This window comes from Pseudomonas sp. AG1028, from assembly GCF_007993955.1.
Classification (GTDB): domain Bacteria; phylum Pseudomonadota; class Gammaproteobacteria; order Pseudomonadales; family Pseudomonadaceae; genus Aquipseudomonas; species Aquipseudomonas straminea.
The window spans coordinates 195187-221500 of the sequence record NZ_VIVP01000003.1 but is presented as its reverse complement, the minus strand read 5'-3'; the positions used below and the strand labels follow the sequence as shown (position 1 = coordinate 221500).

Annotated in this window: 24 protein-coding genes; 10 read left to right on the top strand and 14 right to left on the bottom strand. The window is 63.8% G+C overall.

Going from position 1 to position 26314, the window contains the following annotated elements; translation table 11 throughout:
* Positions 1-38: 38 nt before the first annotated feature.
* Genes pilP through FB481_RS06240 form a run of 4 tightly spaced genes read right to left on the bottom strand, consistent with a single transcriptional unit; the run spans position 39 to position 2810 of the window.
* Positions 39-557, bottom strand: a complete 519-nt coding sequence (pilP, locus tag FB481_RS06255; protein WP_093500332.1) for a type 4a pilus biogenesis lipoprotein PilP — start codon at positions 555-557, stop codon at positions 39-41.
* Positions 554-1177, bottom strand: coding sequence for a type 4a pilus biogenesis protein PilO (pilO, locus tag FB481_RS06250; RefSeq protein ID WP_013789549.1), 624 nt, complete (start codon positions 1175-1177; stop codon positions 554-556). The genes pilP and pilO overlap by 4 nt, the downstream gene beginning before the upstream one ends.
* Positions 1174-1746, bottom strand: a complete 573-nt coding sequence (gene pilN / locus FB481_RS06245; protein WP_013789548.1) for a type 4a pilus biogenesis protein PilN — start codon at positions 1744-1746, stop codon at positions 1174-1176. The genes pilO and pilN overlap by 4 nt, the downstream gene beginning before the upstream one ends.
* Entirely contained in the window at positions 1746-2810 is a 1065-nt protein-coding gene (locus tag FB481_RS06240) for a pilus assembly protein PilM (RefSeq protein WP_147175510.1), read from the bottom strand. The genes pilN and FB481_RS06240 overlap by 1 nt, the downstream gene beginning before the upstream one ends.
* A 181-nt stretch (positions 2811-2991) precedes the next feature.
* Between FB481_RS06240 and FB481_RS06235 the strand changes: the two genes are divergently transcribed.
* Positions 2992-5430 (top strand): penicillin-binding protein 1A, encoded by a 2439-nt coding sequence (locus FB481_RS06235; RefSeq protein ID WP_147175508.1) that lies wholly within the window; start codon positions 2992-2994, stop codon positions 5428-5430.
* Positions 5431-5544: 114 nt separating this feature from the next.
* Here FB481_RS06235 and FB481_RS06230 read toward each other — a convergent pair whose 3' ends face one another.
* The 4 genes from FB481_RS06230 to rpmE all read right to left on the bottom strand — a co-directional run bounded on the left by FB481_RS06230 (position 5545) and on the right by rpmE (position 9381).
* Positions 5545-6813, bottom strand: a complete 1269-nt coding sequence (locus FB481_RS06230) for a malic enzyme-like NAD(P)-binding protein (RefSeq protein WP_147175506.1) — start codon at positions 6811-6813, stop codon at positions 5545-5547.
* 101 nt (positions 6814-6914) lie between these two features.
* On the bottom strand, positions 6915-8348 hold the full coding sequence (locus tag FB481_RS06225) for a M48 family metalloprotease (protein ID WP_147175504.1): 1434 nt from the start codon (positions 8346-8348) through the stop codon (positions 6915-6917).
* The gene (locus FB481_RS06220) at positions 8345-9142 is read right to left on the bottom strand and encodes a thermonuclease family protein (RefSeq protein ID WP_147175502.1); all 798 of its coding nucleotides are present in this window, start codon (positions 9140-9142) and stop codon (positions 8345-8347) included. Before FB481_RS06220 ends, FB481_RS06225 begins: the two co-directional genes overlap by 4 nt.
* 26 nt (positions 9143-9168) lie before the next feature.
* Positions 9169-9381, bottom strand: a complete 213-nt coding sequence (gene rpmE / locus FB481_RS06215; protein WP_070885964.1) for a 50S ribosomal protein L31 — start codon at positions 9379-9381, stop codon at positions 9169-9171.
* 220 nt (positions 9382-9601) lie between these two features.
* On the opposite strand from rpmE, the gene FB481_RS06210 reads away from it, so the two are divergent.
* The 9 genes from FB481_RS06210 (at position 9602) to FB481_RS06170 (ending at position 20418) form a co-directional block, all read left to right on the top strand.
* Positions 9602-11821, top strand: coding sequence for a primosomal protein N' (locus FB481_RS06210; RefSeq protein WP_147175500.1), 2220 nt, complete (start codon positions 9602-9604; stop codon positions 11819-11821).
* Between the two features lie 141 nt (positions 11822-11962).
* The gene (argS, locus tag FB481_RS06205) at positions 11963-13702 is read left to right on the top strand and encodes an arginine--tRNA ligase (protein ID WP_147175499.1); all 1740 of its coding nucleotides are present in this window, start codon (positions 11963-11965) and stop codon (positions 13700-13702) included.
* Positions 13703-14410 carry an SPOR domain-containing protein gene (locus tag FB481_RS06200; protein WP_147175497.1) on the top strand — a complete coding sequence of 236 codons (708 nt, stop codon included), beginning with the start codon at positions 13703-13705 and terminating at the stop codon, positions 14408-14410.
* Positions 14411-14648: 238 nt separating this feature from the next.
* Positions 14649-15185 (top strand): ATP-dependent protease subunit HslV, encoded by a 537-nt coding sequence (gene hslV, locus FB481_RS06195; protein ID WP_093500351.1) that lies wholly within the window; start codon positions 14649-14651, stop codon positions 15183-15185.
* A gap of 24 nt (positions 15186-15209) precedes the next feature.
* A complete protein-coding gene (gene hslU, locus FB481_RS06190; protein WP_093500353.1) occupies positions 15210-16550 on the top strand; it encodes an HslU--HslV peptidase ATPase subunit in 1341 nt (446 codons plus the stop codon).
* 63 nt (positions 16551-16613) lie between these two features.
* Positions 16614-16985, top strand: coding sequence for a gamma-butyrobetaine hydroxylase-like domain-containing protein (locus tag FB481_RS06185; RefSeq protein ID WP_147175495.1), 372 nt, complete (start codon positions 16614-16616; stop codon positions 16983-16985).
* A 208-nt stretch (positions 16986-17193) separates the two neighbouring features.
* A complete protein-coding gene (gene phaC, locus FB481_RS06180; RefSeq protein ID WP_093500357.1) occupies positions 17194-18873 on the top strand; it encodes a class II poly(R)-hydroxyalkanoic acid synthase in 1680 nt (559 codons plus the stop codon).
* Between the two features lie 30 nt (positions 18874-18903).
* Positions 18904-19764, top strand: coding sequence for a poly(3-hydroxyalkanoate) depolymerase (gene phaZ / locus FB481_RS06175; protein ID WP_093500359.1), 861 nt, complete (start codon positions 18904-18906; stop codon positions 19762-19764).
* A 30-nt stretch (positions 19765-19794) separates the two neighbouring features.
* Positions 19795-20418, top strand: a complete 624-nt coding sequence (locus FB481_RS06170; RefSeq protein WP_093500361.1) for a TetR/AcrR family transcriptional regulator — start codon at positions 19795-19797, stop codon at positions 20416-20418.
* 51 nt (positions 20419-20469) lie between these two features.
* Here FB481_RS06170 and FB481_RS06165 read toward each other — a convergent pair whose 3' ends face one another.
* The 6 genes from FB481_RS06165 to FB481_RS06140 form a co-directional block, all read right to left on the bottom strand.
* On the bottom strand, positions 20470-21303 hold the full coding sequence (locus tag FB481_RS06165) for a phasin family protein (RefSeq protein WP_093500363.1): 834 nt from the start codon (positions 21301-21303) through the stop codon (positions 20470-20472).
* 10 nt (positions 21304-21313) lie between these two features.
* Positions 21314-21742: a phasin family protein gene (locus FB481_RS06160; protein ID WP_147175493.1), complete on the bottom strand. Its 429-nt coding sequence runs from the start codon at positions 21740-21742 to the stop codon at positions 21314-21316.
* 183 nt (positions 21743-21925) lie between these two features.
* Entirely contained in the window at positions 21926-22990 is a 1065-nt protein-coding gene (locus FB481_RS06155) for an AlgP family protein (RefSeq protein WP_147175491.1), read from the bottom strand.
* 138 nt (positions 22991-23128) lie between these two features.
* Positions 23129-23590 (bottom strand): sigma D regulator, encoded by a 462-nt coding sequence (rsd, locus tag FB481_RS06150; RefSeq protein WP_093500369.1) that lies wholly within the window; start codon positions 23588-23590, stop codon positions 23129-23131.
* Positions 23591-23901: 311 nt separating this feature from the next.
* Positions 23902-25179 (bottom strand): heme biosynthesis HemY N-terminal domain-containing protein, encoded by a 1278-nt coding sequence (locus FB481_RS06145; RefSeq protein WP_093500371.1) that lies wholly within the window; start codon positions 25177-25179, stop codon positions 23902-23904.
* Positions 25176-26312 carry a uroporphyrinogen-III C-methyltransferase gene (locus FB481_RS06140; RefSeq protein WP_147175489.1) on the bottom strand — a complete coding sequence of 379 codons (1137 nt, stop codon included), beginning with the start codon at positions 26310-26312 and terminating at the stop codon, positions 25176-25178. The genes FB481_RS06145 and FB481_RS06140 overlap by 4 nt, the downstream gene beginning before the upstream one ends.
* Positions 26313-26314: the final 2 nt, after the last annotated feature.

Sequence of the window (26314 nt, the reverse complement as noted above, 5' to 3'; positions counted from 1 at the left end):
GCAGACCGGTTATTTCTATTCATGGATCACCTCGCTCCTCAGGAGCGCTCCTTCAGAGTGAGGGTGCGAGGACGTTCGAGCCAGCCGCCCTCACCGTCCGGGACGATCTCGACCACGTCGATCTTGGCACTGTCGATGGCAACGATGCGGCCCTCATTGCGTCCCAGGTAATCCCCGACCTTGACGCGATGAACACCACCGGCACCGCTTACCAACGCGAACGAACCCTTGTCATTGGCCAGGGTTCCGACCATCTCGAACAGCTCGATATTGAACCCTTCGAGGAACTGCTTGACGCGCGTCTCGTCGGGCTTGATTTCCTTGCTGCCTTTCGCCCGGGCGACCATATCGATCTTCACCGGCGGCTGGAAAGGGCTACGCAGAGCAGCGGCACTGTAGGTAAAGCTTTCGTAGGGCTCGGGTTGCGGCAGGGGCTCTATCTGCCCTTTCGGCCGTGCCCGCACTTCATCCATGTAGGCTTGCAAATCACTGAAGTCACCACCGCCGCAGCCACTCAGGGTCACCAGCAGCAGGCCGGGTAAGAGGACACGTTTCATTGGTGTGCCCCTTTGTCGTTGTAGCGGTAGGTCTTGGCCAGAACGCTCATACGCAGCTTGGAGGTGCTGCCCTGTTCGGCCGGCACCAGCTCGAAGTCATGCAGGGTGACGATTCGCGGCTGACTGGCCACGCCACTGACGAACGTCGCCAGATCGTGATAGCCACCTACCACTTTGATCTGAATTGGCAGTTCGATGTAGAAGGGCTGGGTCACTTCCGGCAGCAACTTGATTTCCTCGAACTCCAGGCCGCTATCGAGGCCGATACGGGTGATGTCTTCGAGCAGGCCCGGCACTTCGGTATCGCTGGGCAGCTGCTTGAGCAGGGCGCCGAATGAGGTTTCAGCCTCCTTCATCTGCTCGCGGTAAGCCTCAAGGTTGGCGGCCTGAAAAGCCTTGGTGGAGAACTGCTCCTTGAGCGTTTCCTCATCTAGCCGCTGCTGATCCAGCGTGGCCTGCAGATCCTTGAGGTGAAAGTTGTAACCGAGGGCCAGCACCAGTACGACGGCCAGAATGCCGGCGATCACCTTGACCGCGGCAGGCCAGGAGCCGATGTTGTTCAGATCCAGATCATTGACGTCGATCTTGCGCAAACTGGCCAGGGAATCATTCAGGCTCATGGCTTGACCTCCGCTTGATCCTTGCCCGGCTGCGCTTGCTGCACGGTCAGCTGAAAGGTATTGGCCTGATCCACTGCGCCGGCGGTGACGGCCTTGACCTCGGTCAGGTTGGGGGCGGTCAGCCAGTCGGAAGCATCCATGTCACGCATCAGTTTGGAAACTCGGCTGTTGGATTCCGCGGCACCGACAATGGCGATGGTCTTGCCGGTCATTTTCACCCCGGTGAAATACACGCCATCGGGCAGCGTTCGCACCAACTGGTCGAACACATGACCGATGATCGGGCGGTTGCCCTGCAGATCCTGAATGATCTTCATCCGCTCCAGCAGCTGCTGGCGGCGGGTACGCAGCTCGCTGATCTCCGCGATACGGGTATCGAGCACAGCAATTTCCTTGCGCACGAAGTCGTTACGGGCCTGCTGATTCTCGATTTCGCCATTCAGATACTGGTCGCCGAGGAAAACCAGCGCCGCAGCAGCGACCAAAAGGCCGCCCAGCGAAACCAGGAAGCGCTGCTTGCGTTCTTCGCGAAGCTGCTCACGCCAGGGAAGGAGGTTAATCCGCGCCATCAGTCGAAACTCCTCATCGCCAGGCCACAGGCAATCATCAGTGCCGGCGCGTCACTGGCCAGCGCTCCCGCGTTGACCTTGCCGCTCAGGGCCATATCGGCGAAGGGGTTGGCGACCAGTGTCTGGGTGCCAATCTTCTGCTGGATCAGGCGATCGAGATCCGGGATGGAGGCAGTTCCGCCGGCCAGCAGGATGTAATCCACATCGTTGTACTGCCCCGCAGCGAAGAAGAACTGCAGCGAGCGGGACACCTGCTGTACCAGCGCGTCCTTGAACGGCTGCAACACTTCGCTTTCGTAATCGTCGGGCAGGCCGCCCTGCTTCTTGGCAAGCCCGGCTTCGTCGACGGAGAGGCCGTAGCGGCGCTGAATCTCTTCGGTCAGTTGACGCCCGCCGAACAGTTGCTCGCGGGTATAGATGGTGCGGCCATTGTGCAGCACGCTGAGGGTGGTCATGGTCGCGCCGATATCGACGACCGCCACGGTTAGCTCGTCGTGCGCGCCACCCAACTGCTCGACAAGCAGCTCGTAGGCACGCTCAAGGGCATAGGCCTCGACATCGACGACCTTGGCAGTCAGGCCGGCAAGCGCCAGGGCTGCCTCACGAACTTCGACGTTTTCCTTACGGCAGGCCGCCAGCAGCACTTCGACCCGGTCAGGGTTGCGCGGCGAAATACCCTGAACTTCGAAGTCGATCGCCACCTCTTCAAGAGGGTAAGGAATGTACTGGTCGGCTTCGAGCTTGAGCTGGTTTTCCAGCTCATCGTCCGACAGGCCTGCTTCCATTTCCACGGTCTTGGTAATCACCGCGGAGCCGGCAACGGCCACGGAAACCGAGCGCACGCTGGTCTTGGCCTTGGCGAGCACGCGCGACAACGCCTGCCCGACACCCTCGAGTTCGGCGATGTTCTTTTCAACCACAGCATTGGCGGGGAGCGGCTCGACAGCGTAGGCCTCTACCTTGTAGCGGCTACCTGAGCGACTCAATTCGAGGAGCTTGACGGAGGTCGAACTTATATCGATCCCCAAAAGCGTATTCGCTTTTTTACTGAAGAGCCCTAGCACGACCGATTTCCTATTCACATCCATAACTTACGGATGATTTATGTTTTTCCACATTAAATAGCAGACTTGACAGAAGCGCAAATGGCTCCCCAGCAAAAAAAACGCTTATAATGTGATCAGCTTTTGCCTTTTCAATTTGCCTTCCGCTTAACTCATTCTTTTATCTGGAAATCCAAAAATCTTGATGCGTTTGCTGAAGTTTTTCTGCTGGTCCGTCATCGCCGTTTTTTGTGCGCTGGTACTCGCCGTCAGTGGTGCTTTCCTCTACCTGAGCCCGACCCTACCCTCTGTCGATGCCTTGCGCAGTATAGAGCTGCAGATACCGCTTCGCGTGTACACAAGCGATGGAAAACTCATCGCCGAATTCGGCGAGATGCGTCGCTCGCCCATCGCCTTCGCCGATATTCCGCCCGACTTCACCAGCGCCCTGCTTGCAGCCGAAGACGATAACTTCGCAAATCATTATGGCGTCGATCTTACGAGCCTGATGCGCGCTGCCACGCAATTATTAAAAACAGGTCAGATTCAATCCGGTGGCAGCACCATCACCATGCAGGTGGCGAAGAACTTCTTCCTCACCAGCGAGCGCAGTTTTTCGCGCAAGATCACCGAGATCCTCCTCGCCCTGCAGATCGAGCGCGAGCTGAGCAAAAACGAAATCCTCGAGCTGTACGTCAACAAGATCTATCTGGGCCACCGCGCCTACGGCATCGAAGCAGCCGCACAAGTCTATTACGGCAAGTCCATCCGAGACTTGAGCCTTTCGCAGCTTGCGACGATAGCCGGTCTTCCCAAGGCGCCCTCGGCGTTCAACCCGCTGACCAATCCCACGCGCGCCAAGGAGCGCCGCGACTGGATCCTTGGCCGCATGTTCCGCCTTGGCCGCATTGACCAGGCGCGCTACCAGGCCGCCCTGGCCGAGCCAGTGGATGCCAGCTACCACGTCGCGACGCCTGAAGTGTCGGCGCCCTACGTTGCCGAGATGGCCCGCGCCGAAATGGTCGGCCGCTATGGCAGCGACGCCTACACCCAGGGCTTCAACGTCACCACCACGGTGCCCAGCAACCTGCAGGTGATGGCCAACAAGGCGCTGCGCGACGGATTGATCGAGTACGACCAGCGCCACGGCTACCGCGGCCCGGAGAGCCGCCTGCCCGGCATGACCCGGGAAACCTGGCAGACCGAACTGAGCAAGCAAGGCCTGCGTGGTAGCCTGGAGCCGGCCATCGTCACCCAGGTCGAGAAGAGCGGCATTCTTGTGCTGACCCGCCGCGGCGACGAAGAAGCCGTGTCGTGGGACAGCATGAAATGGGCGCGCCCGTTCCTCAATACCAACAGCCTGGGGCCGCGCCCGCAGCAACCGGCGGACGTGGCGCAGATCGGTGACCTGATCCGCGTGCAACGCCAGGACGACGGCAGCCTGCGCTTTGCGCAACTACCCAGTGCGCAAAGTGCCCTGGTTTCACTCGACCCGCAGAACGGCGCCATCCGCGCCTTGGTCGGTGGCTTCTCGTTCGAACAAAGCAACTACAACCGCGCCGTGCAGGCCAAACGTCAGCCCGGCTCGAGCTTCAAGCCGTTCATCTACAGCGCCGCGCTGGATAACGGCTACACCGCCGCCAGCCTGGTCAACGACGCGCCGATCGTGTTCGTCGATGACTACATGGATCAGGTCTGGCGCCCGAAGAACGACAACAACACTTTCCTAGGCCCGATTCGCTTACGCGAGGCGCTGTACAAGTCGCGCAACCTGGTGTCGATCCGCCTGCTGCAGGCCATGGGCATCGAAAACACGCTGAGCTACATCGAGCGCTTCGGCTTCAATCGCCAGGACCTGCCGCGCAACCTGTCGCTGGCACTCGGCACCGCCAACCTGACGCCCATGGAAATCGCCACCGGCTGGACGGCGTTCGCCAACGGCGGCCACAAGGTGCAGCCGTACCTGATCCAGCGTATCGACAACCGTCATGGCGACCCGCTGTTCGTCGCCAATCCGCCGAGCGTACCCAACGCTGCCAAGGTCGAAGTGCCGCCGCCGGTCAACGAAGAAGGCGTGATGAACCCGGCCGAAGCGGCGCCCGAACAATTGCCGGACGCACCGCAGCCAGCCGAGGCCGAGCGCATTCTTGATGAGCGCACCGCCTACATCATGACCAGCATGCTGCAGGACGTGATCAAGCGCGGTACCGGGCGCCGGGCCATGGCCCTGGGCCGCAACGACTTGGCAGGCAAGACCGGCACCACCAACGAATCCAAGGACAGCTGGTTCTCCGGCTACAACGCCGACTACGTGACCACCGTGTGGGCCGGCTTCGACCAGCCGGAAAGCCTGGGCCGCAACGAATATGGCGGCACTGTGGCGCTGCCGATCTGGATGAACTACATGGGCGCCGCCCTCAAGGACAAGCCCAACCACGCGCCCGCCGAGCCGGATGGCATCCTCACCCTGCGTGTCGACCCGCACAGCGGGCGTGCCGCCGCGCCAGGCACGCCGGACGCGTATTTCGAGCTGTTCAAGAGCGAAGACTCGCCGCCGCCGATGAACGAACTCGACCCAGGCATGGGCGCGCCGAACAGCCCGCTGCCGGCGGATGAGAGCGCGCCGATCGACCTGTTCTAACGGAACGCCAGTAGCCCAGTTGCTGGCGGAACCTCTTGCTGCACGCACCAACGACTCGAAACGCGCCCAATAAAAAACCCGCCGAAGCGGGTTTTTTATTGCCGGCTGAATGACTCAACCTTTGAACACGTCAGCTACCGACTGCAGCGGGTAGTGCTTCGGATACGGCAGGGTCGCCACACCGCTTTCGATAGCGGCCTTGGCCACCGCGTCGCACACCACGTTGATCAGGCGAGCATCCATCGGCTTCGGAATGATGTACTCACGGCCGAATTCCAGCTTTATACCGCCGTAGGCGTCGCACACGTCCTGAGGAACCGGCAGCTTGGCCAGCTCGCGCAGAGCGTTGGCGGCAGCGATCTTCATCTCTTCGTTGATGCGGGTGGCGCGAACGTCCAGTGCTCCACGGAAGATGAACGGGAAGCCCAGCACGTTGTTGACCTGGTTCGGGTAGTCGGAACGACCGGTGGCCATGATCACGTCGCTGCGGGTGGCGTGCGCCACTTCGGGTTTGATTTCCGGGTCCGGGTTCGAGCAGGCGAACACGATCGGGTTCGGCGCCATCAGGTTCAGGCCTTCTGGGCTCAGCAGGTCCGGGCCGGACAGGCCAACGAACACGTCAGCGCCGGTCAGCGCGTCGTCCAGCGTGCGCTTGTCGGTTTCGGTGGCGAATACCGCCTTGTACTGGTTCAGGTCGTCGCGGCCGGCGTGGATCACGCCTTTGCGGTCGATCATGTAGATGTTCTCGACCTTGGCGCCCATGCTCACCAGCAGCTTCATGCAGGAGATGGCTGCAGCGCCGGCGCCCAGGCAGACGATCTTGGCTTCTGGCAGGGTCTTGCCGGCGATTTCCAGGGCGTTGAGCATGCCGGCCGCAGTCACGATCGCGGTGCCGTGCTGGTCATCGTGGAAAACCGGAATGTCGCACTGCTCGATCAGGGCGCGCTCGATCTCGAAGCACTCGGGCGCCTTGATGTCTTCCAAGTTGATGCCACCGAAGGTGATGGAGATACGCTTGACGGTGTCGATGAAGGCTTGCGGGCTTTCGGCATCGACTTCGATGTCGAACACATCGACGCCGGCGAAGCGCTTGAACAGCACGCCCTTGCCTTCCATGACCGGCTTGGAAGCCAGCGGGCCGAGATCGCCCAGGCCGAGGATCGCGGTGCCGTCGGAAATGACTGCTACCAGGTTGCCTTTACCGGTGTAGCGGTAGGCGAGCTCCGGATCGCGAGCGATCTCGCGCACTGGCTCGGCGACACCCGGGCTGTAGGCCAGCGACAGGTCACGGGCAGTGGCGGTGGGCTTGGTGAGCTCGACGCTCAACTTACCCGGACGGGGCTTCTCATGGTATTCGAGAGCGGCAGTTTTCAGATCAGACATAGTGGCGTTCCGCTTTTTTTGGGCTATTGACTGGCAGTCGGCGAGGATACGCAATGTGCAGGGGCCTGCACAAGACTATGCAGTCAGCCTGCAAACGTGCCTCAGCGAACCGTTTTGAACCATTCCCCGGGGCGAGGCTCGCCCTGTGGATAAAGAGTGTTGAGCAGCCGCAAGGTAGCCTCTGCATCACTGGCCAGGCCACTGTCTGCGGCGAATGACTTCACCGTTTGACCCGGCGTTGCGCGCACCAGCTGCAGCCTCAGCGGCTCGGCCATCTTGCGCTCGGCTGGCTGCAGTGGCCGGAAGCTATTGATCGCCGCGAGCATCTGCGCATCTTCCACCGCACTGGCAGCGCGGCCTTTGACCGCACCGACGAACAGGTAGGCCTTGTCGCCCTTGAGAATAACCGCCACCCGCCGCGGCACGGCGCCCTCGACCAGGCCGGTATAGCCCTGCAGCCCAGCCTGCTGCAACGCCTCTCCAGCGAGCAGCCGCCGACCACCGATGTGCTGCTTGAGCAGGCTGGCAGCGTCGAGACCACGCGGATTGTCCTCCAGTGTCATAGCGACGAGCACCTGCTTGTCGGGCGACTGGCCAACCACTTGCTGCGGCTCGTTGATGATGCTCCAGCCCTTGGCGAACGCCAGGGTGAAATCCAGATCGCGGTGATAGAAGCGCTCGCCGCGGCGAATGCCGCTTTCGGCCGAATCGCCGAACGGCAGGCCCTGCAGATGCTTGAGAAAGGTCTCGCGGTTGACCTCCTGTTGCCCGCCGACCAGCGCACGCGCCGGGCCGATCACCTGCTGCAGGCGCCGGTCGTTGTCCGGGTGAGTGTCGAACAGACCGTGGTAGCTGCCAACCGGCTGCTGCTCACCACGCGCAGCGGCCTGGTCGCGAGCGAAGTCCTCCTGCAACTTGAGCACCTTGACCACCTCGATCATCGCCTGTGGGTCGTAACCAGCGCGGGCCAGGTACTGGGCGCCAAGGCCGTCGGCCTCCAGTTCCATGTCACGGCCATAGCCGCGCACCACGGCATTGCCCAGCACACCGGTCACGTCCGCCGCCGCCCCTACGCCGGTGCCCATGGCCACCGCCTGGCCGAGGATTCCCCAGGCGGTCGACTGGCTTTGCTGGCGCACACCGTGGCGGGCGGTCACGTGGCCGACCTCGTGGCCGAGCACCGCAGCCAGCTCGGCCTCGGAACTCAGGTAAGTCATCAAACCGCGATGAATATAGATGTAGCCGCCTGGCAGCGCGAAGGCATTGATGTCCGGGCTGTCGATCACAGTGAAGTGATAATCCAGCTGGCCGCGGTGGCTGTGTCGCGCCACACGCTCGCCGACCTGCTGCACATAGGCTTGCAAGGCCTCATCGGGATAACGCGGGTATTGCTTGAGAATCTGCTGATGGGTGTCGCGGCCGATGGACAGTTCCTGGGATTCGCTCATCATCACGAAGTCGGTGCGCCCAGTGGCCGGATTCACCGCACAGCCGGCCAGGGTCGCCAGCATCAGAATCAGCAGGCACAGCCTCATCGCTGCACCTCCAGCATGGCGCCGTGGGTCAGCGGCAACAGCCAGCGCGCCTGGCCGACCTTGAGGCCGCCGCCGCGGGAGCGGTCGACCACCCAGCCACGCGCTTCTACGCGCTTGCCCTGTAGATCGCGAAGATCCGCTGCGGCAAAGGTATCCAGCACCTGAGGTGCAATACGCAGCACCACCGAGTTGCCCAGCTCGATCCACAAGCCGCCACGATTACGATCGACACGCTGCACCTGGCCTTCGAGCAATACGAAGCCGCCGCTGCGTATCGCGCGGGCCGGCAACGGCCGCAGTTGCGCCCAAAGCCCAGCGCGAGCACTGCGCGCCTGGCGCTCGGCTTCACGCTGGCAGCTCACCAGGCTGACATTGGGGGTGATCGCTACCAGCTGGCCATAGCCCTCGGCGAGCAGTTGCGCCTCCAGATTGTTGCCGGCGCGGTCGTAGAGATGGGCCAGGGTTCGCCCATAGCGATCCTGCCGCTCGACACCGACCTTCACGCCCACCCGGCCGCCATTGGCGGCGACCAGCGCGGTGAGGCGCTCACGGGCGGCCTCGGCGAAGGGCTCGGCCGGCCTGCCCTTGCGCGCCAGCTCGGGGGCGTTGATGCCGATCAGCCGCACGCTGCGACCATCGGCCAGGCGCACGGTGTCGCCATCCACCACCCGCTGCACCTTGGCCTGGGGCAGCTTGCCGGGCGCCGGGCAGAACGCATGAGCGGGAAGGCAAAAGACAGAAACGAAAAAGGCGCCCACCAGGGACGCCTTTTTCAATGATGCGAAAACAGCCATGTGGGCCTCTTTCGCTGCTCGGTCGCTTACTTGGCGCCGAACACACCGAAACGCTGCTTGAAGCGATCGATACGGCCGCCGGTGTCCAGCACCTTCTGCTTGCCGGTGTAGAACGGGTGGCACTCGGAGCACACGTCCAGGCTCAGGGGCTTGCCCAGAGTGGAGCGGGTCTTGATGACGTTACCGCAGCTGCAGGTGGCGTCAATGGCGACGTATTCCGGATGGATATCGGCTTTCATGATTCTTCCTCAGGTTTTGTGCCGCCACCCGACACTATTGTCAGGTACCGCACTTAGGTTGGCCGCGGATCATACCAGAGCCGGGCCACGATGCAACTCGCCTGCGGCTACCGACCGTCGCGCCAACCTATCGCAAACTCTGGTTTCAGACCGTGAAAGCAACGTAGGTTGTTTTTCAGGGGCCTGCTAAGATCGCGCCTCGCCTGCCTGGAGCCCTTGCGTGCCTGACGTCATCCTGCGACTCGCCCTGCCCTCGCCACTGCGCCGGCTATTCGACTATCTCGCCCCGCGTGGCGTATCGGCCCGCGACCTGCAGCCTGGCGCGCGGCTGCGCGTGCCCTTCGGCCGCCGCGAGATGATCGGCGTGTTGATCGAGGTCAGCGATCACAGCGAGGTGCCGGCCGACAAGCTCAAGCCCGCCCTCGAGCTGCTCGATCTGCAAGCCCCGGTGCCGCCAGCGCTGATGCGCCTATGCCAATGGACCGCACAGTATTACCAGCACAGTCTTGGCGACACCCTGAGCTGGGCGCTGCCGGTGCTGCTGCGCCAGGGCGAACCGGCCGAAGCGCGCCAGGAACGCTTCTGGCTGATCGCCAAGGACGCTCGCCTGGACGACCCGCGCCTGGCCCGCGCACCGCGTCAGCGCGAAGCCCTGAAGACCATCGCCCAGCACCCCCACGGCGTCGCCCACCAACTGCTCAGCCAGCTGCAGATCAACCGCGACAGCCTGCAATTGCTGCAGGAGAAGGGCCTGGTGCGTGTCGAAGTGCGCCGCCTGAGCAGCCCGGAACGCCACGGCAACTGGCTGGCCCAGCCGGAGCTGCCGCTCAATACCGAGCAGCGCGCGGCCGCGGAGGCGGTGCGCGCCGGCTTCGACGGGTTCAATGCCTTCCTGCTGGCCGGCGTGACCGGCAGCGGCAAGACCGAGGTCTACCTGCAACTGATCCGCGAGACCCTGGAAGCCGGCAAGCAGGCGCTGGTGCTGATTCCCGAAATCAACCTGGGCCCGCAGACCCTGGCGCGCTTCGAGCGGCGCTTCAATGCGCGCATCGCCCTGCTGCACTCGGCGGTCAACGACCGCGAGCGCCTGGATGCCTGGCTGGCAGCGCGCGACGGCGAGGCCGACATTATCATCGGTACCCGCTCGGCGCTGTTCACGCCCATGAAGCGTCCGGGGCTGGTCATCATCGACGAGGAGCACGACGCCTCCTATAAGCAGCAGGAAGGCCTGCGCTACCACGCCCGCGACCTGGCCGTGGTGCGCGCCCACCAGGAAAACGTACCGATCGTGCTCGGCTCGGCCACGCCGTCACTGGAGAGCCTGCACAACGCCCACAGCGGCCGCTACGCCCTGCTGCGCATGAAACAGCGTGCCGGCGGTGCCCAACCACCGCGCTTCCTGCGCCTGGACATCAAGAGCCGCCCGCTGGATGCCGGCATGTCGCCACCACTGCAGCAGGCCATCACCCAGACCCTGGCCGCCGGCCAGCAGGTGCTGGTGTTTCTCAACCGCCGAGGTTTTGCGCCGACCCTCTTGTGCCACGAATGCGGCTGGCTGTCCGAATGCCCGCGCTGCGACGCGCGCATGACCGTGCACCAGCGCAGCCGCGAGCTGCGCTGCCACCATTGCGGCCACGCCGAGCGCCAGCCGAGCAACTGCCCGAGCTGCAACAACGTCGACCTGCGCCCGGTGGGCGCCGGCACCGAGCGCGCCGAAGAAAGGCTGGAGATTCTCTTCCCGGACGTTCCCGTACTGCGCGTCGACCGCGACAGCACCTCGCGCAAGGAGGCGATGAATACGCTGTTCAACACCGTACAGCGCGGCGAACCCTGCATCCTGGTCGGCACTCAGATGCTCGCCAAAGGTCACCACTTCCCGCGCGTCACCCTGGTGGCGATCCTCGATGCCGACGGCGGGTTGTTCTCCGCCGACTTCCGCGCCAGCGAACGCATGGCCCAGCTGATCGTCCAGGTCGCCGGCCGCGCAGGGCGCGCCGAGGAGCCAGGCAAGGTGATCATCCAGAGCCACCTGGCCGACCACCCGCTGCTCGTGCAACTCACCGAGCAGGGTTATTTCGCCTTTGCCGATCAGGCCCTGAGCGAGCGGCGCGCGGCCGGCCTGCCGCCGTTCTGCCACCTAGCGCTGCTGCGTGCCGAGGCGCACAAGCCCGGCCAGGCCGAGGGTTTTCTCGATGAGGCCTGTAGCGAGGCCGAGCACTTGCTGAACGAACTGGCGCTCAGCGGCATCGAACTGCTGGGCCCGGTGCCCGCGCCCATGGAGCGGCGCGCTGGGCGCTACCGCGCGCAATTGCTGCTGCAGGGCAACGCCCGGGCGCCGCTGCACAAGCTGCTGGCGCACTGGCTGCTGATCCTGGAAAGCCTGCCCAGCGGCCGCGCGGTGCGCTGGTCGCTGGATGTGGACCCGATCGACCTGTTCTGACCGCAATGCACATCACGCGACAACGTTGGCGCGCTTTATCCTAGCCGTTTGTGGCTAGCCGCCTGCGGCTGCTTTTATAATGCGCAGTTTTCCACCCACGCTTTCGAGCGACGCCGCTCCTCGCGGCCGAACGAGCAGACCATGAAAGACAGCATTCGCCACCTGATCCAGCAAGCCCTGACCCGCCTGACCGCCGAAGGCGTGCTGCCCGACGGCCTGAGCCCGACGATCCAGGTGGAGAACACCCGGGACAAGACCCACGGCGACTTCGCCAGCAACATCGCCATGATGCTGGCCAAGCCGGCCGGCATGAAGCCCCGCGACCTGGCCCAGAAGCTGATCGATGCCCTGCCTGCCGATGCGCAGATCAGCAAGGTCGAGATCGCCGGCCCCGGCTTTCTGAATTTTTTCCAGAACAGCGACGCCCTGGCCCAGCGCCTGGAAGCGGCCCTGGCCGACGAGCGCCTCGGCGTTCGCAAGAACGGCCCGACGCAGCGCGTGGTCGTCGACCTGTCCTCGCCGAACCTCGCCAAGGAAATGCACGTCGGCCATCTGCGCTCGACCATCATCGGCGACGCTGTGGCGCGGGTGCTGGAATTCCTAGGCGACGAGGTGATCCGCCAGAACCACGTGGGCGACTGGGGTACCCAGTTCGGCATGCTGCTGGCCTTTATGGAAGAGAATCCGGCCGCCGCAGAAAGCGAGCTGGCCGATCTGGAGGGTTTCTACCGCGCCGCCAAGAAACGCTTCGACGAGTCTCCGGAATTCGCCGAGCGCGCTCGCGCTCTGGTCGTCGAGCTGCAGGCCGGTGAGCCGGAATGCATGCGTCTGTGGAACCGCTTCAACGCCATTTCCCTGAGCCACTGCCAGAAGGCCTATGACCGCCTGGGCGTGAAACTGACCCCGGCCGACGTCAAGGGTGAGAGCGCCTACAACGCGGATCTCGCCAACGTGGTCGCCGACCTGCGCAGCAAGGGCCTGCTCACCGAAGACAACGGCGCCCAGTGCGTCTTCCTCGACGAGTACAAGAACGCCGAGGGCAACCCGCTGCCGGTGATCGTGCAGAAGGCCGGCGGCGGCTATCTGTACTCGACCACCGACCTGGCGGCCATGCGTTACCGCAGCCAGGTGCTCAAAGCCGACCGCGCACTGTACTTCGTCGACCAGCGTCAGGCCCTGCACTTCCAGATGGCTTTCGAAGTCGCCCGTCGCGCCGGTTTCGTGCACGAAGGCATGGACCTGGAACACATGGGCTTCGGCACCATGAACGGTGCCGATGGCCGCCCGTTCAAGACCCGCGACGGCGGCACCGTGAAGCTGATCGACCTGCTCGATGAAGCCGAGTCGCGCGCCTACGAGCTGGTCAAGGCCAAGAACCCGGAGCTCGACGAAGCCGAGCTGCGCCAGATCGCCCGTGCCGTGGGCATCGGCGCGGTGAAATACGCTGACCTGTCCAAGCATCGCACCAGCGACTACAGCTTCAACTTCGAGCTGATGCTCAGCTTCGAGGGCAACACCGCGCCCTACCTGCTGTACGCCTACACCCGTACCGCGAGCATCTTCCGCAGGCTGGGCAAGGGCATCGAGGACATCGGTGGCCACATCGAACTTCATGCCCCTCAGGAAATCGAACTGGCCGGCAAGCTGGCGCAGTTCGGTGAAGTGCTGGGCAGCGTCGCCGACAAGGGCACGCCGCACCTGCTGTGCGCCTACCTGTACGACCTCGCCGGGCTGTTCTCCAGCTTCTACGAGCATTGCCCGGTGCTCAGCGCCGAAGACGAAGGCACCCGCCAGAGCCGCCTGCGCCTGGCCGCCCTGACCCGTCGTACCCTCAAGCAAGGCCTGGAACTGCTGGGCCTGGAAACCCTGGAGCGCATGTAAGTGGCCGCCCGCAAGAAGCCAGCACCCAAGCGCGGCGCCAGCCGCTACAAGGCCCCGAGCAAACGCCCGGTACCCGGCTGGATCTGGCTCGCCTGCGGCCTGGCTGTGGGTGTGTTCGTCACCCTGCTGCTCAACCTCAAGCCGGGCGACGACGCGGTCAAACGCGAAAAGCCCCAGCCCGAGCGCGCCAGCAGCACAGCCAAGCCCAAACCGACGCCGACCACCAGCAGCCAGGAGCCGGGCAAGCCCAAGTACGACTTCTACACCCTGCTGCCGGAGTCGGAGGTCATCGTGCCGCCCGATGCCGTACCGCCGCCTACCACGCCGACGTCCGAGCAGAAGCCAGTCACGCCCGAGGAAGCCGCCAAGATCGACGCTGCCCGCGCCCAGGCCGCGCTCAACGGCGAAACCCCGCCGCCCGCGCCTCCGGTCACCAAGCCGGCGGAAGCGAGCCAGGCGCCGCTGACCACCCAGTTCTTCCTGCAGGCCGGCTCCTTCCCGAGCAAGGACAAGGCCGAAAGCATGCGCGCGCAGATCATCCTGCTCGGCCAGAACGTGCGCGTGGAATCCGGCACCGTGCAGGACAAGACCTGGCACCGCGTGCTTGTCGGCCCCTTCGCCAACCGCGAACAACTGGCCAGCGCCCAGAAGACTCTGGCGGCCGGCGGTTTCGGCAATCTGCTTTTACAGCAGCGCCAGCTACGCTGATCGCCTTTAACAGGCGATTGGAAAACTACCTACGTTGCCGCTGCTTCGTTAAAACAGGCTAAAAAATGCTCATTTACAACACGTAAACTGCGCTTTTTTAGCCTGTTTTGCCTCGCATCGGCGGCCTCGCCTACGCTTTTCAATGGCCTGCTAACCCGCCGCCGGTTGAAAAACCGCGGCGGGCCCCCATCTGAGTTTTCATCAGGGCCATTTCGCCCCGCAGCGTGGAGACTCTCCCTTGACCACCATCGTTTCAGTCCGCCGCCATGGCAAAGTCGTCATGGGTGGCGACGGCCAGGTTTCGCTCGGCAATACCGTGATGAAAGGCAACGCCAAGAAGGTTCGCCGCCTTTACCACGGTCAGGTGATCGCCGGTTTCGCCGGTGCCACTGCCGACGCCTTCACCCTGTTCGAGCGTTTCGAAGCGCAACTCGAGAAGCACCAGGGCCATCTGGTGCGCGCCGCCGTCGAACTGGCCAAGGACTGGCGTACCGATCGTTCCCTCAGCCGCCTGGAAGCCATGCTCGCCGTGGCCAACAAGGACGCCTCGCTGATCATCACCGGCAATGGTGACGTGGTCGAACCCGAGCACGGCCTGATCGCCATGGGTTCCGGTGGCGGCTTCGCCCAGGCTGCGGCCCTCGCGCTGCTGCAAAAAGGCAGCGACGAACTGGGCGCCCGCGAGATCGCCGAAACCGCGCTGAACATCGCTGGCTCGATCTGCGTGTTCACCAACCAGAACCTGACCATCGAGGAGCTGGACTCGGCTATTTAAGCCAGTCCGGATCGGAGCCCGCCCATGTCCATGACACCCCGCGAGATCGTTCACGAACTCAATCGCCACATCATTGGCCAGGACGACGCCAAGCGCGCCGTGGCCATCGCCCTGCGCAACCGCTGGCGGCGCATGCAGCTGCCGGCCGAGCTGCGCGCCGAGGTCACGCCGAAGAACATCCTGATGATCGGCCCAACCGGCGTCGGCAAGACCGAAATCGCCCGCCGCCTGGCCAAGCTGGCCAACGCGCCGTTCCTCAAGGTCGAAGCCACCAAGTTCACCGAGGTCGGCTACGTCGGCCGTGACGTCGAGTCGATCATTCGCGACCTCGCCGATGCCGCCTTGAAGATGCTGCGCGAGCAGGAAATCATCCGCGTGCGTCACCGCGCCGAAGACGCCGCCGAAGACCGCATCCTCGACGCTCTGCTGCCACCGGCACGCACCGGCTTCGCCGAGGAAGCGGCGTCAGGCAGCGACTCGAACACCCGTCAGCTGTTTCGCAAGCGTCTGCGCGAAGGCCAGCTGGACGACAAGGAAATCGACATCGAAGTGGCCGACAGCCCGGCCGGCATCGAGATCATGACCCCACCCGGCATGGAAGAAATGACCAGCCAGTTGCAGAACCTGTTCTCCAACATGGGCAAGGGCAAGAAGAAGAGCCGCAAGCTCAAGGTCAAGGACGCCCTGAAACTGGTGCGTGACGAGGAAGCCGGTCGCCTGGTCAACGAAGAAGAACTCAAGGCCAAGGCCCTGGAGGCCGTCGAGCAGCACGGCATCGTGTTCATCGACGAGATCGACAAGGTGGCCAAGCGCGCCAATGCCGGCGGCGCCGACGTGTCCCGCGAAGGCGTGCAGCGCGACCTGCTGCCGCTGATCGAAGGCTGCACCGTGAACACCAAGCTGGGCATGGTCAAGACCGACCATATCCTGTTCATCGCCTCAGGCGCCTTCCACCTCAGCAAGCCGAGCGACCTGGTGCCGGAGCTGCAGGGCCGCCTGCCGATTCGTGTCGAGCTCAAGGCACTGAGCCCGCAAGACTTCGAGCGCATCCTCAGCGAGCCCCATGCGTCGCTCACCGAGCAGTACGTGGCGCTGCTGCAGACCGAGGGCCTGGGCGTCGAGTTCGTCGACAAGGGCATCAAGCGTATCGCCGAGATCGCCTGGCAAGTCAACGAGAAGACCGAGAACATCGGTGCTCGTCGCTTGCACACCCTGCTCGAGCGTCTGCTCGAAGAGGTGTCGTTCAGCGCGGCGGACCTCGCCGGCCAGCAAAGCGGCGAGACCATTCGCATCGACGCCGCCTATGTGAACAGCCACTTGGGCGAGCTGGCCCAAGACGAAGACCTGTCCCGCTACATTCTCTGATAGCCTGACCCTGCACGGCGCCGCCTGGCGCCGTGCAGTCTTTCAGCCCGCCTGGAGCCCGTCGTGCTCATCCCCACTTCGATCAAGCTGCACAAGGCCTCGCGCATTCTGGAGCTGCATTACGGCAGCGACAGTTATCGGCTGCCCGCCGAGTTTCTGCGCGTGCATTCGCCGTCGGCCGAAGTGCAGGGCCACGGCAAGCCCATCCTGCAGACCGGCAAGCTGAATGTCGCATTGATTGGCATCGAACCGGCCGGCAACTACGCCCTCAAGCTGACCTTCGACGACGGCCACGACAGCGGTCTGTTCAGCTGGGATTACCTCTACCAACTGGCCCTGCGCCAGGACGAACTCTGGCGTGACTATCTGGATGCCCTGGCCGCCGCAGGCCAGTCCCGCGACCCGAACGAGTCGGTCGTACGCCTGATACTCTGACGCCGTTCAGATCGTCGTTTTCCCACCCCGCCCCCACCTGGCCGATCTTGCGCTAGCGTCTAAACTCGGGTAACCAGAGCATTTCAGGTTCACCCGCCATCCTCTGGAAGCTGCAAGCGCCACTACCACTGCCAATCGCAAGCCTCGCCAGGATCGACGTCATGGCTAAAGCCAATGGCTGCCTGCGCGGGCAAAGGGAGCGTTGTCGATGAGTGAAAAGCAGAACGATGACCTGAAATACAAGCCGACCAAGAGCACCATGGGGATCAACCCGGTCATCGGTATACGCGGCAGGGATCTGCTGACCTCCGCCCGTCTGGTGCTGACCCAGGCCATGCGCCAGCCACTGCACAGCGCCCGGCATGCCGCCCACTTCGGCCTCGAGCTGAAGAACGTGCTGCTCGGCCAATCCAAACTGCAGCCCGACGACACCGATCGTCGTTTCAATGACCCGGCCTGGAGCCAGAACCCGCTATACCGCCGGTACCTGCAAACCTATCTCGCTTGGCGTCAGGAACTGCACGACTGGGTCGAGCACAGCTCGCTGTCCGAGCAGGACGTCAGCCGCGGCCACTTCATCATCAACCTGCTGACCGAGGCGATGGCGCCGAGCAACAGCCTGGCCAACCCGGCAGCGGTCAAACGCATCTTCGACACCGGCGGCAAGAGCCTGCTCGATGGCCTTTCGCACATGGCCAAGGACCTGCTGAACAACGGTGGCATGCCCAGCCAGGTGGACATGAAGGCCTTCGAAGTGGGCCGCAACCTGGCCACCACCGAAGGCGCCGTGGTGTTTCGCAACGAGGTGCTGGAGCTGATCCAGTACACGCCGGTCACTGAGCAGGTCTACAAGCGCCCGCTGCTGGTGGTGCCGCCACAGATCAACAAGTACTACGTATTCGATTTGTCGCCGGAAAAGAGCCTGGCGCGTTTTCTGTTGCGCAGCCAGGTGCAGACCTTCATCGTCAGCTGGCGCAACCCAACCAAGGCCCAGCGCGAATGGGGCCTGTCGACCTATATCGAGGCGCTCAAGGAAGCCGTCGAGGTGGTCTGCGCGATCACCGGCAGCAGCGATGTAAACGTGCTGGGCGCCTGCTCCGGCGGCGCCACCACCGCCTCGCTGCTCGGCCACTACGCAGCTATCGGTGAACAGAAGGTGCATGCCCAGACCCTGCTGGTCAGCGTGCTGGATACTCAGCTGGACAGCCAATACGCACTATTCGCCGACGAGCAGACCCTGGAGGCCGCCAAGCGCCGCTCCTATCAGGCCGGCGTGCTGGAAGGCAGCGACATGGCCAAGGTGTTCGCCTGGATGCGCCCCAACGACCTGATCTGGAATTACTGGGTCAACAACTACCTGCTCGGCAACGAGCCGCCGGTGTTCGACATCCTCTACTGGAACAATGACACCACCCGCCTGCCCGCCGCCCTGCACGGCGAATTCATCGAGATGTTCCAGGCCAACCCACTGACACGCGCCGGCGCGCTGGAGGTCTGCGGCACGCCTATCGATCTCAAACAGGTCAGCTGTGATTACTACGTGGTGGCTGGCAGTAACGACCACATCACGCCATGGACGTCCTGCTACAAGTCGGCGCGGCTGTTCGGCGGGCAGTGCGAGTTCGTGCTGTCCAGCAGCGGGCATATCCAGAGCATTCTCAACCCGCCGGGCAACCCCAAGGCGCGCTACATGACCAACCCCGACATGCCGGCCGACCCTAAGGCCTGGCAGGAGGACGCCACCAAGCACGCCGATTCCTGGTGGCTGCACTGGCAGCAATGGCTGACCGCCCGCTCCGGAGAAACCAAGAAGGCACCCGCCAAGCTGGGCAACAAGCGCTACCCGGCAGCCGAGGCGGCGCCGGGCACCTATGTGCACGAACGCTAAACGCACGACGACCACCGACAGGGGCGCCACATGTCATCAGCCTTCGTGTTTCGCACTATCGTGCTGGATCAACAGACGATCCGCACCGCCGTGCGCCCTGGCAGCCCGGACAAGGTGCCGCTGCTGATCTTCAACGGCATCGGCGCCAACCTCGAGCTGGTCATGCCCTTCGTCAACGCCCTGGATAAGGATCAGGAAATCATCGCCTTCGATGTGCCGGGCGTGGGCGGCTCCTCCACGCCGAGCATTCCCTATCGTTTTCCCGGCCTGGCCAAGCTCGCGGCGCGCATGCTCGATTACCTGGACTACGGCCGGGTCAACGCCATCGGCGTGTCCTGGGGCGGCGCCCTGGCACAGCAGTTCGCCCGCGACTACCCGGAGCGCTGCAAGAAGCTGGTGCTGGCCGCAACCTCGGCGGGCGCGATGATGATTCCGGGCAAGCCCAAGGTGCTGTGGCGCATGGCCAGCCCGCGCCGCTATCTGCAGCCGTCCTACGGCGTGCATATCGCCGCCGATATCTACGGCGGCGCCTTCCGCCGCGACCCCAAACTCGCACTGTCCCACGCCAGCAAGGTGCGCTCGGGCGGCAAGCTCGGCTACTACTGGCAGCTGTTCGCCGGCATGGGCTGGACGAGCATTCACTGGCTGCACAAGATCCGCCAGCCGACCCTGGTGCTGGCCGGCGACGACGACCCGATCATCCCGCTGCTCAACATGCGCCTGCTGGCGTGGCGCATCCCCAACTCCGAACTACACGTGATCGACGACGGCCACCTGTTTCTGGTGACCCGCGCCGAGGTGGTGGCACCGATCATCATGAAATTCCTCGCCGAGGAGCGGCAGCCGGCGATCATGCATCCCCAGAACGTGACGGCTCGTGGGCAGCCTTGAATACCGCCTGCGCTGGGACGCGCTGAACAGATGAAAACCCGTGACCGTATCCTCGCCGCTACCCTGCTGCTGTTCAACGAGCGCGGCGAGCCCAACGTCTCGACCCTGGAAATCGCCAACGAGCTGGATATCAGCCCGGGCAATCTCTACTACCACTTCCACGGCAAGGAGCCGCTGACCCTGGCGCTTTTCGAGCAGTTCCAGGCCAAGCTGGCGCCTCTGCTCACGCCCCCTGACGATGTCGATCTCGATGCACAGGACTACTGGCTGTTCCTGCATCTGATAGCCGAAGGCATGTCGGCCTATCGTTTCCTGTTCCAGGATCTCTCCAACCTCAGCGGGCGCCTGCCCAAGCTGGCTGCCGGCATGCGCCACTGGCTCGCCAGGCTACGCCATACGCTGGCGGCCCTGCTGGCGCGCCTTAAAGCCCAACACCTGCTGGTAAGCGACGAAAAAACCCTGCAGCAACTGGTCGAGCAGATCGTGCTGACCCTGCTGTTCGCCCAGGACTACCAGCGCATCGTCGCCCAGCCAGCCGACAGCCGCCTGGTGGTCTACCACGTGATGATGCTGGTCGCCCCTCACCTGCAGGACGAAGCGCGCCACACCACCGAGCTCTTGGCTCTGAGCTATCTGCAGGAAAGCGCCCGCTGAAATAAAAACGCCCGATACGAGATCGGGCGTTTGGGGAGGTCGCTCAACGGCTCAGGACTGCGTGCCGGTAGGCGTCGTGGTGGTGGCCGGAGTTGCCGCTGGAGCTGGCGTTGTAGCGGACGGTGCCGGCGGTGTGGCGGCCTTGCTCGCAGCCGGCTTCTTCGCTGCCGGTTTGCTGGCTGCCTTGGTAGCGGATTTCGCGGCAGGTTTGGCTGCCGATTTGGCCGCTGGCTTGGTAGCCGCTTTGGCGGCTGGCTTGGCCGGCGTCTTGGCGGCAGTAGCCGGTTTGGCTGCAGCCGTCTTGCTGGCCGGCGCCTTCTTGACCGCTGCGGGCTTGGCGACAGCTGGCTTGGTGGCGGGTTTGGCAACGGCAGTGCTGGCTGCCTTGCTCGGAGTCGACGCTTTGGTCGCCGGCTTGGCCGCAGCCTTTTTCACCACAGGCTTGGCTGCTGCCTTGCTGGAAACGCCGGTCAGCGTCTCCAGTTGCCGGGTCAGCAGGTCGACCTTGTCATTGAGCGCCTTGACCTCGTTGCGGCTCGGCACACCCAATCGGGAGATGGCGTTGTTGAGGCGCTTGTCGAAGGCTTCCTCGAGCTCGCTCCACTTGCCGATCGCCTTGTCCTTGACCTCGTCGACGCGCGAACGGGCGCTGCTGACGGACGAGTCGACCGACGATTTCACCGCATCGGCCTGCTTGCCCACGTTGCTCTTGGCGGTTTTCTCGGCCTTTTCGCCATCCTTGACCAGGGTATCGAACAGCTTGGTGCCGTCCTTGCTGACCTTGGAGTAAGCGCCCAGGCCTGCCAACCAGATCTGCCGCGAGTACTTTTCAACCTCGCCGATCCACGAGCTGGTCTGTTTCTCGGTTTTCTTTTTGACAGCCATCCTGCTCTCCTTATTGGGTACGCGCGACACGCTCGAGCAACGCGCTCAGCTCATCCAGCTTAGCAGACAGGGCCTGAATATCCTGTCGGGCGGGAATGCCAAGACGGTTCAGTGCGCCAGCCACGCGCGAGTCGAAGGCCTGCTCGATCTTCTCGATTCGGGCAGCGACCTGGTTCTTCACAACGGACACTCTGCTTCTGGCTTCGTCGATCTGGCCATTGGCCGCATCGACCTGTTCATTGACCTGCTCACGGCCGCGCCGTTCCGCCAGCTCCCCGAGGCGTATTAGGGAGTGGAAATAATCCAGCCCTTCCTGTCCCGCCTTAGCGTAGGCACCCAGACCGGCGAGCCACAGCTTTCTGACCCCTGAAGGTTCATTGGTGGCAGTTGAGCGACGAGTAGAGACGAGCGGTGTCTTGCTGACGGTAGCGTTGGACATGGTGCACCTCACAGTAGCTTGGGAGATGGCCTGCACGACACAGGCTTAACAAGCACCGTAAAGAGCAAAACTAGAAAACGCATACTAATCGGCGCGACCAGGATTGCGCGGAGCGTTCAGGTGAAACGAGGAGAGTTCGTGCGAAGCCTGCGAGCGTACGGCTCGCAGGCTTGGGACAGCCTATCAGTTGCTGGCTGGCGGCGTTGCGCCGTTGGCAGCTGGAGTCGAGGCAGCGGCTGGCTCGGTCGCCGGCTTGCTGGCGGCGGAAGCGGCTGGCTTGCTGGCTTCAGGCTTTGCGGCTGGCCTGGCTGCAACCGGCTTGCTCGCAGCCTTGGCGGCAGGTTTGCTAGCCGCTGGTTTGGCTGCCGCTTTGGCAGCGGTCGCAGGCTTGGCAGCCGTTTGGGCTGATGGCTTAGCGGCTGCTTTGCTCGCTGGCTTGGCAGCAGGTTTAGCTGCGGTCTTGGTCGCAGGTTTAGCAGCAGCGGGCTTCGCAGCTGCCTTAGCGGCAGGCTTGGCTGCAGCCGGTTTAGCCGCGGTTTTGGCGGCAACCGGTTTCGCAGCGGACTTGGCCGCTGGCTTGGCAGCAGTCTGCGCAGCCGGCTTAGCTGCGGGTTTCGCCGCAGCTTTAGCCACGGCAGGTTTGGCAGTTGCCTTGGCAGCCGGCTTAGTTGCAGTCGGTTTGACAGCGACTTTGGCGGCAGTCGGTTTTGTGGCGGACTTGGCCGTTGGCTTGGCTGCGGGTTTCGACGCCGCCTTAGCCGGAGCAGGTTTTGCAGCCGCTTTGGCAGCAGGCTTGGCTGCGGCCTTAGAAGCAGCCGGCTTGGCCGGAGCCTTGTCACGGCTGGAGAGTGCCTTGCCGGCTGCCTCACGTACCTTGCCAACGCCCTGGGCCAGTTTCAGGCTTTCCTGGGCATCGCGCTTGAGCTGCACAATGTACTGACGGGTTTCGGTCTGGCGGGCCTGCAGCGCATCGAGCGCGCCCTCCAGCTCATCCACCACGACCTTGGCTTTGGACTGCGCCTTGGCCTTGCCATCGGCCACCGCGGACTGCAGCTTGCCACGGGCTTTGTGCAGTTTTTCCTGAGCGCTACCGCGCTGTTTTTCCAGCTTGGCGAGAATCTTCTCGGCATCTACCAACGCCTGCGAGCAGGCGTTTTCGAGGTGTTCGAGCAAGCTGCCAGAGAGTTGCTGCAGCAGATGCAAAGGGGTGGTGACCGCTTTTTTCTTCACGTTTTTTGTGGCCGGCATGACGCGCCTCCAGGCGGATGGGATAAAGCCATACTAGGTGGGGTGAAATTTGCGCCCGCCCGCTGCGCTTTGCAAGCACCTGCGCAGGGTGGCGAAAGCCAGAAACGACGAGGCCGCGGATGATCGCGGCCTCGTGGCTCATACGGCAGCGGCGGTCGCCTGCTGCTTGTGGGCGGTGTGCAGCACTTCGATCAGGCAGTCTTCGAGTTCGAAGCGCTCGTGCAGCATTTTGCCGAGGCGTTTGAGCTCCAGGCTCACCGCGTCGGGATCACCGCAATCGCCCTCGTCGCAGCGGTCGTTGAAGGCCAGGGCCGCTTCGGTGATCACCTCGATACGCGGATAGATCTGCTTGGCCAGCTCCAGGCCACGCTGATCACCAAACGCCCGGGCTTCTTCGGTGAGCTGTTGGTAGACCTCGAAATGTCCGGCGGACACATAATCGACGAGGTATTCGCAGAACCGCTGCATCACCACCTTGTCACCGACGTCGTCGATGGCGGCATAAGCCTTGATCAGTTCGGCACGTTCCTGCAGCCAACGGTCGATCATCAGGTGTACGCCACCCCACCGCTCCTGCGCATTCTGGCAACTTTCGAGCATGGTGATCCGCTCCCTTTGAGTAAGTCCTGTAGGCATCGGGGCTCAGAACATCGTTCAACCTGTCTTCGCCACGAATCGGAAGTTGGCTGGTCACCGGGCCATATCCCACTGGCCGAAAGTCGATGCCGGACAAGGCGGGCAAAGACGGCAACGCACCACGAGTCGATCCCTGAACGTGCAGCCGAGTCCGGACACTAGCACGATTCGAACTGCAGTCCGACCACTCATTTCGTCTCAGGTTATGCCTGCGTCCAGCACCCTTCAAGCGACATCGCAAGTGGCGCCGACCAAAAGGCCGGCGCCTAAAAACCTTAGCCGCGGCCGGCCGTGGGCTGTGGTTCAACTGCTGTGGTTACCGGCGCCACGCTCACTGCCTGACCACTCAGGCGCCGGTCGAGCAGGCCCAGGCCTTCCTGAAACAAGCGGTTACTGCGCTCCACCTCGCCCAGCTGGGCGAGCAGGCGCGCCAGCTCGGCACAGGTTTCCGGGTGCCGCTCCAGGCGCAGGCTGGTTTCGAAGTAATCGCGGGCCTTGCCCCACAGCTGGTTGTGCAGGCTCAGCCGGCCCAGAGTGAGCAGCAGACCGGCATCGTCCGGATGATGCTTGAGCCAGCCCTCCGCGGCCTGCAACTGCCTGGCCGAGTCGCGGCCACGCAGCAGGCCGTAGAGACGCGCCAGGCGGCCATCGTATTCACGATTAAGCGCCTTGTGCAGCAACTCCTCGGCGCCCGGCTCGGCGCCCAGTGCGCGCAAACGGTCGGCATACACCGCCAGCAATTCAGGCTCGCCGCGCAGGTTTGGCGACAGACGTTCCCAGGCCTGGGCCAGAGACGGCAGCGCCCCGTCGCCGGCATCATCGAACTCCAGCGCCAGCAGATATTCACGCCAGGCACGTCGCTCCAGCGCCATCAGCTCGGCCGGCGCCAGGGCCTTTTCCTTGCGCAGCACCGGCAGCAGCTTGAGCACCGCCTGCCAATCGCCACGGGTTGCATAGAGCTGCTGCAGTTGGCGCAGCACCTGCGGGTTGTGCGGATGGCGTTCGTGCATCACCTGCAGGGTTTGTTGGGCGTCATCGATTTCACCACGCGCCAGTTGTAGTTCGGCGTGGGTCAGGGCGATTGCCAGCTCGGCGTTGGGCTGGCGCTGCAGCGCCTCTTCCAGCAGGGCGTCGCTTTCCTGGTAATGCTCGAGGTTGTGAGCGGCACGGGCGGCGCCCAGGTAATGGATCAGGGGCCGCGGCTCGTTGCGTGCGATGCGGCTCAGGTGCGTCTGCGCCTTGCTCCAACGCCCTTCGATCAGTTCCTGGAAGCCATGCTCGGAAGCACTGCGCACGCGGCGCTCGCGGTGCAGCCGCGACCAGGGGTTGATCAGCCCGACCGAGACCAGCAGCGCACGAATCAGCACGCGCAGCAACCAAAGCGCCAGCACGACCGCGGCGAGCAATAGCACAAAGGCCCACAGCGTCGACTCGTAGCGAAAGCCCTTGTAGGCGAACAGCACGTAGCCCTGATGCTCGGAGATGGCCAGGCCCAGAAGCGCCAGAGCGCCGATCACCAGCACGGTGAGCAACAGCAGGTAAACGCGCTTCATGGGCGCTCCTCCTCACCGTCCTCGCCCGGCGCATCCTTGAGGCGCTCACGCGCCGACTGCTTGTGCTCGATATAGGCCTGAACGGCGTTGAGCGATTCGCCGAGCTCAGGCGCCTTGACCTCGATGGGCTGGTCGACCAGTTCGCCGACGCGGGCGCGCAGGGCGCGGCTATCCGGGTTGTCGCGGTTGAAATTGGCGTCCAGCACCTCGGCTGCTTGCTGCAGCGCCTGCCGGTAAACCTGGGTCTGCCCATGCAGCGCGGCCCACTGGGCCTGCTCAAGCGCCAGGCTCAGGGCCAGGCGCACTTGCGTCAGACTTTGCCCGGCGAGCAGCGGACGCACGTTCTGGTCAGCGTTGAAATCGAGACGGAAATACTGCGAGAGCTTGTGCAGAGCCTGGCCCCACCAAGTGCCGGGCTCGCTTTCGGCGGCCAGTTCGCCGAGCACGCCGCCATCGGCGACGAACTTGGGATTGAGCGAGTTGAGCTGCGCGGCCTGCTCTCGCAATGCGCCGAGCTGCAGGAACAGACCGGTGCGATCGGGGTTGTCGGTGGCGTGCAAGGCTTCCAGGCTCTTGGCCAACTGCTCGCGAGCGGCGAAGGCGGCGGGGTCGTCCTGGTCACGAAGGATCTCGTCGGCCGCCTGGACCAGCGCCGTGGCGCTATTGATGTCCTGCAACGCCGACAGACGCAGGCTGGCCAGACGCAGCAGGTGCTCGGCCTCGGCCAAGCGCCACTCCTGGCGGCTCGCGCCCAGCACGGTTTCCAGGCGGCGATTGAGTAGCTGCTGGTCGCCCTGCAACTGCGCTACCAGTTGGCGGCGCTCTTCGAGCTCCTGCACGCTGGGCAGTTGCTGAAGACGATCATCGAGACTTTCGGTGCGCTGGTTCAGTGCCTGGGCCTGGCTGCGTGCCTGCTCGAGCTGGCTGGACTGCTGCCGGGTTTCGCTCTGCAGCGCACGCAGTTGCCAGGCACTCCAGCCGCCGACGCCGACACCAATGGCGCCAATCAGCAGGGCCACGGCGGCGATGGCTGAGCCACGCGCCGCGGGCTTGGCCTCGGCAGCGACCGGGGAAGATTCGGGGGCGGTCAACACAGGCTGTTCCTGCTCTTTCGGGGGAGTCGCTTCGCTCACGT